Here is a 13793-nt window from a genome sequence, read left to right as displayed (position 1 = left end):
CCGCGCCCCTTCCGCACTTCCGGGACCGCGTCAGGAAGCGGCCGGCGGCGTCGGCCCGCCGGGTGCGTCCTTGTGCGCGATCTTGCCCAGGGCGTCCTTCGCCTTGTCCGCGCCGCTAGAGATCTGGCCGCTGTACTTGCCCTTGGTCTTGGAGTCGACGGCCTTGGCCACCTTCTCCAGATTCTGGGTGATCTTGCCCTCGTGCTGAGCAGCGAGGTCGCCGACCTTGTCCTTGGCGGGCGCGAGCTTGGCCTTCAGATTGTCCAGCAGGCCCATGGGTCACCTTCCAATAGCGAGGCTACGTACGGGCACCCTCTGCGGCCTCGCTGTCCGCGCTGACCTCAGCCGACTGCTGCTTCGGGATCTCGACGGCTTCCACCGCGCTCTCCTCCGCCACAGCCTGCTCGGTCCCGGCCTCGTCGGCCGTCGCGGACTCCGCCGTCAGATCCGCGGAAACGGCCTCTTCGGTCGTCGCCTGGGTCTTACGGCCGAGAAGCCGGTCCAAAATGCCCATGTCTACTCCTATAACGTTACTCGTGTGAGTGAAGTTCCGCCGTGGGCGGGCCGCCGTACGGCGGGCGCACGCCCGGCCGGAACCCCGCCAAGGCAACGACCCCGGCCCGGCCCCGTCACGTAGCTCGATCGGGTACATGGCGATGCCTTGACGAGGGGCTGCGAGACTGGTGCGGTGAGGAAAGCAGCCCCCGCCCCGCGGGTCATCGCCGTCGTAGGACCCACCGCAGCCGGAAAGTCCGATCTGGGCGTAGCCCTGGCCCGTCATTTCGACGGCGAAGTCGTCAACGCCGACTCGATGCAGCTGTACCGGGGGATGGACATCGGTACCGCCAAACTGACGACCGAGGAGCGCGGAGGGGTCCCGCACCACCTCCTCGACATCTGGGACGTCACCGAGACGGCGAGCGTCGCCGAGTACCAGCGCCTCGCCCGCGTCGAGATCGACAAGCTGCTCGCCCAGGGCCGTACGCCGGTCCTCGTCGGCGGTTCCGGCCTCTACGTCCGCGGCGCGCTCGACGCCATGGAGTTCCCCGGCACCGACCCCGAGGTCCGGGCCCGCCTGGAGGCCGAGGTCACCCTGCGCGGCCCCGGCGCCCTGCACGCCCGCCTCGCCGCCGCCGACCCGGCCGCCGCGCAGGCGATCCTGCCCAGCAATGGCCGCCGCATCGTGCGCGCGCTGGAGGTCATCGAGATCACCGGACGGCCGTTCACCGCCAACCTGCCCGGCCACGAGTCCGTCTACGACACGGTCCAGATCGGCGTGGACGTGGCCCGGCCCGAGCTCGACGAGCGGATCGCGCTGCGCGTGGACCGGATGTGGGAAGACGGGCTGGTGGACGAGGTCCGCACGCTGGAGGCCGCCGGCCTGCGCGGCGGAGTCACCGCCTCCAGGGCGCTCGGCTACCAGCAGGTGCTGAGCGCCCTCGCCGGGGAGTGCACGCAGGAGGAGGCGCGCGCCGAGACGGTCCGCGCCACCAAGCGGTTCGCCCGCAGGCAGGACTCGTGGTTCCGCCGGGACCCGAGGGTGCACTGGCTCAGCGGGGCCGCCGAGGACCGGGGAGAACTCGCCGGACTCGCGCAGTCGTTGGTCGAACGAGCGGTCACAGCCTGATCACGTGATGGCATCGGGACGCCCCGCACGCCCGTCCCGGGCCTGACGGCGTGCCATCATCAAACTTCCGACGGTGCCGTCACCGGCGGTGAACGACGGCGTACGAAGTCCAAGTGGGGAGGGCGCGTGGCGATGGAGGCCGGCCCTCGTGACACCGGTCGGGACGACACCCGACGGGAAGCGGACCCGATGCTTCACAGCGCCGCCGCCGGCGGCGACGGCTTGTCCGGCGGAGCGCCGGTGGACGCCGACGGGCTCACCGACGGGCTGGCACTGCCCGCGGACGCCGACGCCGGCCTCGGACTGGGGCTGCCCGCGGATCCCGCGCGGCTGACCCCCGACGGCCCGGACGCGCCGGACTCCGCCGAGGCGGAGGCGGCCGCCGCCCCCGCCTTCGAGGTGGAACTGCGCCCGCAGCGCCGGCTGAGGCTCTGGCAGATCGCCCCCATCGTCATGCTGGCCGCCGCCGGATCCCTGATGTTCGCCTTCCCGCTCGCCTTCGAGTTCGGCGACGGCGGAGCGGTCGTCGCCATGCTCGGGTTCCTCATCAGCTGCTGCGCGGGCGGCTGGGGCCTGATGGCCGCGCGCCGGGTGGGCTACGCCCTGCCGGGGCTCCCGGCCCGCGGCTCGGGGCAGCGGCCCGACTGGCGCCTCGCCCTGCTGTACGCGCTGGTCGCGCTGGGTGTCGTAGCGCTCGCGGTGTACCGGGTGGCCCGGCTCCGGTAGCGGGGCGGCCCGGCTGTGGCGGGCGCCGGCTCGGTACCATGGGCGGGTGACGCAGACCAGCCTCTCCTTCCTCAAGGGCCACGGCACCGAGAACGACTTCGTGATCGTCCCGGACCCGGACAACGCCATCGACCTGCCGGCCTCCGCCGTCGCGCGGCTGTGCGACCGGCGGGCCGGGATCGGCGCTGACGGCGTGCTGCACGTCGTGCGCTCCGCCGCGCACCCCGAGGCGGCGCACCTGGCCGGCGAGGCCGAGTGGTTCATGGACTACCGCAACAGCGACGGCTCCATCGCCGAGATGTGCGGCAACGGCGTCCGCGTCTTCGCCCGCTACCTCCAGCACGCCGGGCACGTGGAGCCGGGCGACCTGGCCGTCGCCACCCGCGGCGGAGTCAAGCGGGTGCACCTCGACAAGACCGGCGACGTGACCGTCTCCATGGGCCGCGCCGAGCTGCCCGAGGGCGAGGTCACCGTCTCCGTCGGGGACCGTTCCTGGCCCGCGCGCAACGTCAACATGGGGAACCCGCACGCGGTGGCCTTCGTTGACAGCCTGGACGATGCCGGGAAGCTGCTGGACCCGCCCCCGTACAGCCCGGCGTCCGCCTACCCGACCGGTGTCAACGTCGAGTTCGTCGTCGACCGCGGCCCCCGGCACGTCGCCATGCGCGTGCACGAGCGCGGCTCCGGCGAGACCCGCTCCTGCGGCACCGGCGCCTGCGCGGTCGCCGTGGCCGCCATCCGCCGCGACGGCGCCGACCCGGCCGTCACCGGCGCGCCCGTCACGTACACCGTCGATCTGCCCGGCGGCACCCTGGTCATCACCGAGCACCCCGACGGGCGGATCGAGATGACCGGACCCGCCGTGATCGTGGCCGAGGGCGAGTTCGATCCGGCCTGGCTCACCGAAACGGCTTTCGCCTGAAGCTTCCCTCTAATGGGTGATCCGTTTCACGCTGAGCGAGAGGTGGACTGCGCCACGTGGTGGGGTCGGTAGCATCAGGCACCGGCCCTGCGGGCGCACCCCATGCCCACCACCGCCGGTCGAAGCCGTCGGAGGTGCCCATGAGTGCAGAGGCCACGAACCCCGAAGCACGTCCCGAAGCGCTCCCCGAACTTCGCAGACGCGGCCGGACCAGGCTTGACCTGCGACGACTCGGACGCGCTGCGCTGCTCGGCCCCACGCCCCGGGACCGGCTGCCGGACGCCATCGGCCATGTCGCCGAGGCGCACCGCGCCCATCACCCCGACGCGGACCTGTCGCTCCTGCGCCGCGCGTACCTGCTCGCAGAGACCTCGCACCGCGGCCAGATGCGCAAGAGCGGTGAGCCGTACATCACACATCCGCTCGCCGTGACGCTCATCCTGGCCGAACTGGGCGCCGAAACCACCACTTTGACGGCCTCGCTCCTCCACGACACCGTCGAGGACACCGACGTGACCCTCGATCAGGTCCGCGAGGAGTTCGGCGACGAGGTCTGCTTCATCGTCGACGGCGTCACCAAGGTCGAGAAGATCGACTACGGCGCCGCCGCCGAGCCCGAGACCTTCCGCAAGATGCTCGTCGCCACCGGCAACGACGTCCGCGTGATGTCCATCAAGCTCGCCGACCGACTGCACAACATGCGCACCCTCGGCGTGATGCGGCCCGAGAAACAGGCACGCATCGCCAAGGTCACCCGCGACGTCCTCATCCCGCTCGCCGAACGGCTCGGCGTACAGGCCCTGAAGACCGAGCTGGAAGACCTCGTCTTCGCGATCCTGCACCCCGAGGAGTACGAGCACACCCGTGCCCTCATCGCGGCCCACGCGGGCGAGCGCGACCCCCTGCCCGCCATCGCCGACTCGGTACGGTCCGTCCTGCGCGAAGCGGGCATCGCCGCAGAGGTGGTCGTACGGCCCCGGCACTTCGTCTCCGTGCACCGCATCTCCCTCAAGCGCGGGGAGCTGCGCGGCTCCGACTTCGGCCGCCTGCTGGTCCTCGTCGGGGAGAACGCGGACTGCTACGCCGTGCTGGGGGAGCTGCACACCTGCTTCACCCCGGTCATCTCCGAGTTCAAGGACTTCATCGCCACCCCGAAGTTCAACCTCTACCAGTCCCTGCACACCGCCTTCGCGACGCCCGAGGGGTACGTCGCCGAGGTCATCGTGCGGACCCGGCAGATGCACCGGGTCGCCGAGGCGGGCGTGGTGGCGCTCGGCAATCCGTACACCTCCCCGCAGCAGGCCGAGCCCGCGGAGCAGATCGCGGCGGCCGACTGCGACGAGGAACGGGTGGACCCGACCCGCCCCGGCTGGCTGTCGCGGCTGCTCGACTGGCAGCAGTCGGCGCCCGACCCCGACACCTTCTGGGACGTCCTGCGCTCGGAGCTGGCCCAGGACCGGGAGATCACCGTGTTCCGTGCCGACGGGGGCACGCTGGGACTGCCGGCCGGCGCCAGCTGTATCGACGCCGCCTACGCACAGCACGGCGAGGCGGCCCACGGCTGTATCGGCGCCCGGGTCAACGGGCGCCTGACCTCCCTGTCCTCCCGGCTCTCCGACGGGGACACCGTCCAGCTCCTGCTCGCGCACGACGCCTCCTCGGGGCCCACCGCCGACTGGCTGGACCACGCCAAGACCCCGGCAGCCCGGATCGCCGTCAGCAGCTGGCTGGAGGCCCACCCGGACGGGGCCCGGCCCGCCGACGCCGCCCCCAGGCCGCCGCTGTCGGTGATCGGCCTCCGCAGTGGCGGGGGCAACGCCGTCGCCGACCTGCCGGACGCCACCGTGCGGCTCGCGGGCTGCTGCACCCCGGTGCCGCCGGATGCCGTCGAGGGGTTCGTCGTACGCGGCGGGGCCGTCACCGTGCACCGGGTCCACTGCGCGACGGTGGCCCAGATGCGGGCGGTGGGCCGGACCCCCATCGCCGTGCACTGGCGGGCGACCGCGGACTGCCGGGTCACCCTGCTCGCCGAATCGTTCGGCCGCCCGCACCTGCTGGCCGATCTGACCGAGGCCATCGCCCGTGAGGGGGTCGAGGTGGTCTCCGCGACGGTGGAGCCGCCGGTCGAACAGCGGGTCCGGCACAGCTACACCCTGCAACTGCCCGACGCGACGGGCCTCCCGGCGCTGATGCGGGCCATGAGGGACGTGCCGGGGGTCTACGACGTCAGCCGGGCGTAAGTGACCCGACCCCTTTCGGGTGGAGCCGTCGCGCGCCGTTCGCGGGCGCGTGGCGGGCGCTGATAAGCGGTGGGGGATGCAGCTCACCTCCCCGCGCCTGCGCGCCGCCCTGCTCGCCGCGGCCTCGCTCAGCCTCGTCGCCGCCGTCGTGCCCCCGCCCCGGGCGCTCGGCATCGGAGACCCGCTTTTCCCCGAGCTCGGGAACCCCGGGTACGACGTCCTCTCGTACGACCTGTCCTTCGCGTACAAGGACAACAGCACCCCGCTCGACGCGGTCACCGTCATCGACGCGCGCAGCCTCGCGCGCCTCGAAACCGTCAACCTCGACTTCACCCACGGGAAAGTGGCCTCCGCCGAGGTCAACGGGGAACCCGCCACCTTCGCGAGCTTCGGCGAGGACCTCGTCCTGACCCCCGCCCGGCCCGTGGAGCCGGACCTGCCCCTCCACATCACCGTCCGGCACACCAGCGACCCGCGCGGCCGCGGCGACGGCGGCTGGGTGGTCACCGACGACGGGCTGGCGATGGCGAACCAGGCCGACGCCGCGCACCGGGTCTTCCCGTGCAACGACCACCCCGCCGACAAGGCGTACTTCACCTTCCGGGTGAGCGCACCGGCCGGGATGACGGCCGTGGCCAACGGGGTGCCGGGCGCACTGCCGGCCCGCCGGGCGGGCAGTGCGACCACGTGGACGTACCGGACGCTGCACCCGATGGCCACCGAGCTGGCCCAGGTGTCGATCGGCGACTCGGCCGTGGTCCACCGCACCGGGCCGCACGGACTGCCGCTGCGCGACGTGGTCCCCGCGGCGGACCGGGAACGGCTGGAGCCGTGGCTGAAGAAGACCGCCGGACACATCGAGTGGATGGAGGCACGGGTCGGCCGCTACCCCTTCGAGAACTACGGGGTGCTGATCGCGAAGGCCCGTACCGGCTTCGAGCTGGAGACGCAGACCCTGTCGCTGTTCGAGAGCGCACTGTTCGCGGGCAGCGGCGGCTACCCCGAGTGGTACGTCGAGTCCGTGATGGTCCACGAACTGGCCCACCAGTGGTTCGGCGACAGCGTGAGCCCGCGCACCTGGTCCGACCTGTGGCTCAACGAGGGCCACGCCACCTGGTACGAAGCCCTGTACGCGGACGGCCTCGGCAAGTACTCCCTGGAGCGCCGCATGCGCGAGGCGTACCAGCGTTCCGACCAGTGGCGGGCGGCCGGCGGCCCCCCGGCCGCGCCCAAGCCGGCCGCCCCGGGCGAGAAGATCGGGCTGTTCCGGCCCGCGGTCTACGACGGCGCCGCGCTGATCCTGTACGCGCTGCGGCAGGAGATCGGGGTCAAGGCCTTCGACCGGGTGGAGCGGCGCTGGGTGGGGGAGCACCGGGACGGGGTCGCGGGTACGGAGGACTTCGTACGGCTGGCCTCGCAGGAGGCGGGCCGGGACCTGGGGGCGTTCCTGCAGCCGTGGCTGTACGGGAACAAGACGCCGGCGATGCCGGGGCACCCGGAGTGGACCGCCCCGAAAAGCGTGTGACGCCTGCGGAACGGGCATGCCAATATCGTCGAGGCCGTTCCGCGGGGCGCCACCGGGGAATCTCCGCAGTCCGGGGGAATCCCAGGGGAGTGTCACACGTTGGACGTGACAGTGTTATGTCACGCGCGGGAGTAGCTTTGGCCTTGGCTCCGCTTCGCCTGACGCGGACGCATTCGAAAACGACGTAAGGATCCAATGACCTCCTCTTCTTCCCCTTCCCAGGACGCGCGGGACGACGCACAGGGTGCGCCGGACCCGCAGAGCTTCACCGAGAGCCTTCGGGCCGACGCCCTGATGGAAGAGGACGTCGCCTGGAGCCACGAGATCGACGGAGAACGGGACGGCGCCCAGTACGAGCGCTCCGAGCGCGCGGCCCTGCGCCGCGTGGTCGGCCTCTCCACCGAGCTCGAAGACGTCACCGAGGTCGAATACCGCCAGCTCCGCCTGGAGCGGGTCGTCCTCGTGGGCGTCTGGACCTCCGGCACGGTGCAGGACGCGGACAACTCCCTCGCGGAGCTCGCCGCCCTCGCCGAGACGGCGGGCGCGCTCGTACTCGACGGAGTGATCCAGCGCCGCGACAAGCCCGACCCGGCCACCTTCATCGGTTCCGGCAAGGCGCGCGAGCTGCGCGACATCGTGATGGAGAGCGGCGCCGACACCGTCGTCTGCGACGGTGAGCTCAGCCCCGGCCAGCTCATCGCCCTCGAAGACGTCGTCAAGGTGAAGGTGGTCGACCGGACCGCGCTCATCCTCGACATCTTCGCCCAGCACGCCAAGTCCCGTGAGGGCAAGGCGCAGGTCGCACTCGCGCAGATGCAGTACATGCTGCCGCGACTGCGCGGCTGGGGTGCCTCGCTGTCCCGGCAGATGGGTGGCGGCGGCGGTGGCGGCATGGCCACCCGCGGCCCCGGTGAGACCAAGATCGAGACTGACCGGCGCCGGATCCGCGAGAAGATGGCGAAGATGCGCCGGGAGATCGCGGAGATGAAGACCGGCCGCGACATCAAGCGGCAGGAACGGCGCCGCAACAAGGTGCCCTCGGTCGCCATCGCCGGATACACCAACGCGGGCAAGTCCTCGCTGCTCAACCGCCTCACGGGCGCGGGCGTCCTGGTGGAGAACTCGCTGTTCGCCACCCTCGACCCGACCGTGCGCCGGGCCGAGACCCCGTCCGGCCGGATCTACACCCTGGCCGACACCGTCGGCTTCGTCCGGCACCTGCCCCACCACCTCGTCGAGGCGTTCCGCTCCACGATGGAGGAGGTCGGCGACTCCGACCTCATCCTGCACATCGTGGACGGCTCGCACCCGGCGCCGGAGGAGCAGCTGGCGGCGGTCCGCGAGGTCATCCGCGAGGTCGGCGCCGTCAAGGTGCCCGAGATCGTGGTGATCAACAAGGCGGACGCGGCCGACCCGCTGGTGCTCCAGCGCCTGCTGCGGATCGAGAAGCGCTCCATCGCCGTCTCGGCGCGCACGGGTCAGGGCATCGAGGAACTCCTCGCGCTCATCGACGCCGAGCTGCCGCGGCCGGCGATCGAGATCGAGGCCGTGGTGCCGTACACGCGCGGCGGGCTGGTCGCCCGGGCGCACGCCGAGGGCGAGGTGATCTCCGAGGAACACATCGAGGAGGGCACCCTGCTCAAGGCACGGGTGCACGCGGAACTGGCCTCGGAGCTCGCTCCGTACGTGCTCGCGAAGCACTGACGCGTACCGGAACCGGATGAACCACTGAGGGCCCCCGCAGCAGCGGGGGCCCTCGGTCATGTGGTGCGCTGAGGCGGTTACTTGAACTTGCCGCTCACGGCGTCGAAGACGCCCTTCGCCTCCGGACCCAGCCGGGGCCCGGCCAGCCAGCCCGCCTTCGCGGGGCCGATGGAGGTGTTCGACACCAGCGCGGGCTTGCCGTCCGCGCCCGCCGCGACCCAGCCGCCGCCCGAGGAACCGCCGGTCATCGTGCAGCCGATGCGGTACATCACCGGGTCGGTCGCGTTCAGCGACAGCCGGCCCGGCTTGTCGGCGCACTGGAACGCCTTCTGACCGTCGAACGGAGCCGCCGCCGGGTAGCCGGTGGCCGTGATCTTCGCGATCTTGGACGTGGCCTGGGCGGTGAACTCCACCGGGAGCGCCGTCCCGACCGTCTCCTCCAGCGACTTGCCGCCACCCTTCTCGGGGGTCACGTGCAGCACCGCGAAGTCGTACGGAGCACCCGCGCCGCCGGTCGGACCGCCCGTCGCGATCCACTGGTCGGAGGTCTGCGCCCAGTCGCTCCACCACACGCCGTACGGGGCCACTTCCTCGCGGGGCGCACCCTTGAGCGCGGCCGCGGACTTGCCCTTGTTGTTGTACGACGGGACGAAGGCGATGTTGCGGTACCAGCCGCCGGCCTTGCCTGCGTGCACGCAGTGGCCGGCCGTCCAGACCATGTTGGACTTGCCGGGGTGCGCCGGGTCCTTGACCACGGTCGCCGAGCAGACCATCGAGCCCTCGGGACCGTCGAAGAACACCTTGCCGGAGGCGGGAACGCTCTGGTGGTACGGCGCGGCCGCGGCCTTGGCGGCCACCGGAGCCGGGGTCGGGTCGGTGACGCCCTGGTCCTTGCCCGCGTCCGGGTCGACGGCGGGAGGCTGCGGAGTCTTGGCGGCGTCACGCATCCGGTCCGGGTCCCAGAGGTCCTCGATGATCGGGTTGATGTAGTCGCCCGCCTCGCGGAGCCAGTCCTCCTTCTTCCAGTTCTTCCACTCACCCCCCTTCCACTTCTCCAGGTCGATGCCGTGCTCCTTGAGCTTGTCCTTCAGTCCGTCCGGGATCTTCACCCCGTCCAGGCTGGTGGGCAGGCTCACGGCCACGGTCGGCTTGGCGTCGGTCTCACCGTCGCCGGGCCCGCAGGCCGCGGCGGTCAGCGCGAGCGCGGCCGAGCACAGGATCGCGGTGACCGGTCGGATCGGTCGCATGTCGTGAATCCCCCTGGGTGGTTCTTGGTTCGGGATGGTGCCTGGTAGGCGGGCGCCTGAGTTGCAGCACCCCACTATGCCGCTGCCGTGGGGGACGGCACAGCCCGGGGCATCGGTTCCCCCCGGGCGCCGGTTCCATCGGGCGCCGGCGCCCGGGCCGGACAAGGATCTTGGGCCCACCCGTGATCCGTCGCCGCCACCGTCGTTGGTACGTACGGGGGATGGGGGAGCAGCGTGGGTGTTCGAAGCGCACCCCGGAAGAGCAACCGTGCGGGAGGAGCGACACTCGTGCCTTTGACGGCTTGGACGGGCGAGCGGGCCACGGCCGGGGCGCAGGTCCCGGGGCGGGCGAACCGGGTTCCGGAGGCGGGGCAGTTCGGGGGAGGGGGGCAGGATGCGGCTCCGGGGTCGGAAACCGCTCCGGGGTCGGATGCGGCTCTGAGGTCGCATGCGGCTCCGGGGTCGGCCGCGGGCGAGGGGATCCTGCGCAGGCAGGCGCAACGGGAGTCCGCGGCACGGACGTACGCGCGCTCCCTGCCCATCGTGCCCGTGCGCGCACGGGGGTTGACCATCGAGGGGGCGGACGGACGCCGCTACCTCGACTGCCTCTCCGGCGCCGGAACCCTCGCCCTCGGCCACAACCACCCGGTGGTGCTCGAAGCCATCCGCGGGGTCCTCGACTCGGGAGCCCCGCTGCACGTGCTGGACCTCGCGACCCCGGTCAAGGACGCCTTCACCACCGAACTGTTCGCCAACCTGCCCGCGGAACTGGCCGCGGACGCCCGCATCCAGTTCTGCGGACCGGCCGGGACGGACGCGGTGGAGGCCGCGCTCACCCTCGTCCGCACCGCGACCGGCCGGTCCGGGATGCTCGCCTTCACGGGGGCCTACCACGGCATGACCGCGGGAGCACTGGCCGTCTCCGGCGGGGCCACGGACGTCACGGTGACCCGGCTGCCGTATCCGCAGGACCGCCGCTGTCCGTTCGGAGTCGGCGGGGCCGAGGGGGCGGAACTGGCGGCCCGGTGGACGCGGAGCCTGCTCGACGACCCCAAGAGCGGGGTGCCCGCACCCGCCGGGATGATCGTCGAACCCGTCCAGGGAGAGGGCGGAGTCCACCCCGCCCCCGACGCCTGGCTGCGCGCGATGCGGGAGATCACGGCGGAGCGGGGGATCCCGCTGATCGCCGACGAGGTCCAGACGGGGGTCGGGCGCACCGGGGCCTTTTGGGGGGTCGACCACGCGGGGGTGGTCCCCGACGTGATGGTGCTGTCCAAAGCCATCGGGGGCAGCCTGCCGCTCGCGGTGATCGTGTACCGGGCGGAGCTGGACCAGTGGGCCCCCGGCGCCCACGCCGGCACCTTCCGCGGCAACCAGCTGGCCATGGCGGCGGGCACCGCGACCCTGGCCTACGTCCGGGAGAACGGCCTCGCGGAACGCGCACGGACCTTGGGGGCGCGCATGCTCGCCGCGCTGCGCGGCCTGATGCCGGCCCATCCGTGCGTGGCGGACGTACGGGGCCGCGGGCTGATGATCGGCGTCGAACTCGCCGACCCCGACACCGGGGAAGCCTCGCCCGACCTCGCGGTGGCCGTCCGCCAGGCCTGTCTGGACCGGGGCCTGATCGTCGAACTCGGCGGCCGCCACTCCAGCGTCGTCCGCCTCCTCCCCCCTCTCACCCTGACCGACGAACAGGCCTCAGCCGTCCTCGACCGCCTCGCCGACGCCATCTCCGCCGCCACCCGCCGCTAAGGACCCCGATGCCCGACCCCCTCCACCCCTCGGCCCCCTTCCCACCCCCCACCGACCCGCTCCACCCAACGCCCACCCCGCTCCCCCCGCCCCTTTCGGCACACCCACCGGCCAACCCGGTACACCCACCGCAGCCGCAGCCGCAGCCGCAGCCGCAGCCGCAGCCGGTGTCTGCCGCACCGCTGCCTCCTCTGGCGCCCGCCGGGCAGCTGCCTCCTCTGGCGTCTGCCCCGCTGCTGCCTCCGTCGGCGTCCGCCCTGCCGCTGCCGCAGCCGGCGTCCGCCGCACCGCAGCCGCAGCTGGCGTCCGCCCCGCCGCTGCCGCAGTCGGCGTCCGGCCCGCTGCTGCCTCCGTCGGTGTCCGCCCTGCCGCAGCCGGCGTCTGCCGCACCGCTGCCTCCTCTGGCGCCCGCCGGACCACTGCCTCCGTCGGCGTCTGCCGCACCGCAGCCGCAGCTGGTGTCCGCCCCGCCGCTGGCCCAGTCGGCGTCCGGCCCGCTGCTGCCTCCGTCGGTGTCCGCCCCATCGACGCCGCTGCCCACGACACCGCCGGGATCCCCGCAGCCTCCGGCCGAGTCCGAGCCGGACCTTCGGCCCGCCCTTGCCGCTGCCCCTGCCCTGCCGTTGCCGACTGATCGGCTGGATTCGCCGCTTCCGCAGGCCGCTTCTGTGCCGCCGCGGTCGACGACGCCTGCCGCGCCACCACAGCCGTCATTCACTCAGGCTGCGTCCGCCCTTCCGCCACGGGCGCCCGCTGATCCGCAGCCGTCGGCGCACTCTTCGCCTGCTGCCGCTTCGCCACTGTCGGCGTCCGCTGACGCACTGGGTTCACCGACCCCTCCGGCTGCATCCATCTCGCCTTCTGCGGAGTCCGTCGACCACCCACGTTCCCCCCTCTCCGCGGCTGCGACGCCGCAGCCCATGCCGACGGGTACGCCACTTCAGGCAGGGAGCGGCGGTGCGGCCCCATCCCCGGAGACTCCTGCCGCTCCCCTCCCTTTCCGGTACGGGTACACACCCTCCGCGCCCGGCCCCGTCGGCTCTTCACCACTGCCGACCCAGGAGGAGACCGGGCCCCTCTCAGCGGCATCAGCCACTCCCGCCACCCCGGCCACCCTCGGGGCCCCACCGGCGGCCGCCCCGGGTTCGACTGCTGCGCCCGGGCACCGACCCCCGCAGCTCCCGACCGTCTCCCCAGAACTCCCGCAGCCGCCGACCCCCGCACCCGGGGCCCGGCCCGTTGCCGAGAGCACGCCGCCGCCGTCTCCCCCCGCCCCAGCCGACCCCACGCCGCAGCCGTTGCCGACCTCCGGCCCTGCGCCTACGCCGCCACCGCCCCCGATCCTCGGCCCTGCGCCTACGCCGCCGTTCCCGATGTCCGGCGCTGCGCCACTGCCGCCGTCCCCAACCTCCGGCCTTGCGCCGACGTCGCTGCCGGTCTCGACCTCCGGCCCTGTGTCTATGCCGACGTCGTCCCCGATCTCCGGCCTTGCGCCGACGTTGCTGCCGGTCTCGACCTCCGGACCTCTGCCTACGCCGACGTCGTCCCCGATCTCCGGCCTTGCGCCTACGCCGCTGCCGGTCTCGACGTCCGGCCCTGTGCTCATGCCGCCGTCGGACCCGATCCTGGGCGCTGCGCCTACGCCCCCCTCGACCTCGGCCCTCGGTGGCGCGCCGGTGCCACTGTCCGACGACCGCCCCTCTCCGTCCCTGACGGCCTCCACCGGGCACCTGCCCGCCCGGCCCGGGAAGCCTTCCGGTACGGAGCCCACGGCTCCTGGTCCGAGCCCGACCCCGGCCGTCGCGGGGGCCCCGGACGGGCCGGTGTCCGTCAGCGCCACCTCGGCCCTGGCGGCTGAGCCCGCGCTGCTCACCTCCTCCGTCTCCCCGGACGGCGGTCCGGGCCCGTCACCTTCCGGTGCTACGGCGCACCCTGAGCCGCCCGCTTCTCCTCCGGCCCCGGGCACCACCGAACCTCCGCCCGCTGCCACCGCGTGGCAGCCGCCACCCGCTCCAGCGGAACGTTCTTTCCAGCCCGCCTTCACTCCGGC

10 protein-coding genes are annotated in these 13793 nt (G+C 73.0%); 7 read left to right on the top strand and 3 right to left on the bottom strand.

Annotated features, from left to right (window positions below):
- Positions 1-30 precede the first annotated feature (30 nt).
- Complete coding sequence (locus tag OHA37_RS09900; RefSeq protein ID WP_266881466.1) at positions 31-276, bottom strand: antitoxin; 246 nt, start codon at positions 274-276, stop codon at positions 31-33.
- A gap of 22 nt (positions 277-298) precedes the next feature.
- Positions 299-514: a gliding motility protein gene (locus OHA37_RS09895; protein WP_266903967.1), complete on the bottom strand. Its 216-nt coding sequence runs from the start codon at positions 512-514 to the stop codon at positions 299-301.
- A gap of 174 nt (positions 515-688) precedes the next feature.
- Between OHA37_RS09895 and miaA the strand changes: the two genes are divergently transcribed.
- From miaA to hflX, 6 genes are all read left to right on the top strand, one after another.
- On the top strand, positions 689-1627 hold the full coding sequence (gene miaA / locus OHA37_RS09890) for a tRNA (adenosine(37)-N6)-dimethylallyltransferase MiaA (RefSeq protein ID WP_266903966.1): 939 nt from the start codon (positions 689-691) through the stop codon (positions 1625-1627).
- A 126-nt stretch (positions 1628-1753) separates the two neighbouring features.
- Positions 1754-2353 (top strand): hypothetical protein, encoded by a 600-nt coding sequence (locus OHA37_RS09885; RefSeq protein ID WP_443046140.1) that lies wholly within the window; start codon positions 1754-1756, stop codon positions 2351-2353.
- A gap of 46 nt (positions 2354-2399) precedes the next feature.
- Complete coding sequence (gene dapF, locus OHA37_RS09880; RefSeq protein WP_266903964.1) at positions 2400-3275, top strand: diaminopimelate epimerase; 876 nt, start codon at positions 2400-2402, stop codon at positions 3273-3275.
- A gap of 140 nt (positions 3276-3415) precedes the next feature.
- A complete protein-coding gene (locus OHA37_RS09875) occupies positions 3416-5515 on the top strand; it encodes a RelA/SpoT family protein (RefSeq protein WP_266903963.1) in 2100 nt (699 codons plus the stop codon).
- Between the two features lie 76 nt (positions 5516-5591).
- Positions 5592-7040, top strand: coding sequence for a M1 family metallopeptidase (locus OHA37_RS09870; RefSeq protein WP_266903962.1), 1449 nt, complete (start codon positions 5592-5594; stop codon positions 7038-7040).
- A gap of 195 nt (positions 7041-7235) precedes the next feature.
- Complete coding sequence (gene hflX / locus OHA37_RS09865) at positions 7236-8744, top strand: GTPase HflX (RefSeq protein ID WP_266903961.1); 1509 nt, start codon at positions 7236-7238, stop codon at positions 8742-8744.
- Positions 8745-8821: 77 nt separating this feature from the next.
- On the opposite strand, the gene OHA37_RS09860 is transcribed toward hflX, so the two are convergent.
- A complete protein-coding gene (locus OHA37_RS09860; RefSeq protein WP_266903960.1) occupies positions 8822-9991 on the bottom strand; it encodes a trypsin-like serine peptidase in 1170 nt (389 codons plus the stop codon).
- Between the two features lie 438 nt (positions 9992-10429).
- Here OHA37_RS09860 and OHA37_RS09855 point away from each other — a divergent pair, with 438 nt between their 5' ends.
- On the top strand, positions 10430-11743 hold the full coding sequence (locus OHA37_RS09855) for a diaminobutyrate--2-oxoglutarate transaminase family protein (RefSeq protein WP_266912639.1): 1314 nt from the start codon (positions 10430-10432) through the stop codon (positions 11741-11743).
- The last annotated feature ends 2050 nt before the right edge of the window (positions 11744-13793 follow it).

The sequence above is a fragment of the Streptomyces sp. NBC_00335 genome, assembly GCF_036127095.1.
GTDB lineage: Bacteria > Actinomycetota > Actinomycetes > Streptomycetales > Streptomycetaceae > Streptomyces.
The sequence above is the reverse complement of the archived record's forward strand: the minus strand, read 5'-3'. Positions and strand labels throughout refer to the sequence as shown.

Bases quoted from the DNA above. Each gene is read 5' to 3' on its own strand.
- OHA37_RS09900 (WP_266881466.1), bottom strand. From the start codon at position 276: ATGGGCCTGCTGGACAATCTGAAGGCCAAGCTCGCGCCCGCCAAGGAC.
- OHA37_RS09895 (WP_266903967.1), bottom strand. From the start codon at position 514: ATGGGCATTTTGGACCGGCTTCTCGGCCGTAAGACCCAGGCGACGACC.
- OHA37_RS09875 (WP_266903963.1), top strand. From the start codon at position 3,416: ATGAGTGCAGAGGCCACGAACCCCGAAGCACGTCCCGAAGCGCTCCCC.
- OHA37_RS09870 (WP_266903962.1), top strand. From the start codon at position 5,592: ATGCAGCTCACCTCCCCGCGCCTGCGCGCCGCCCTGCTCGCCGCGGCC.
- hflX (WP_266903961.1), top strand. From the start codon at position 7,236: ATGACCTCCTCTTCTTCCCCTTCCCAGGACGCGCGGGACGACGCACAG.
- OHA37_RS09860 (WP_266903960.1), bottom strand. From the start codon at position 9,991: ATGCGACCGATCCGACCGGTCACCGCGATCCTGTGCTCGGCCGCGCTC.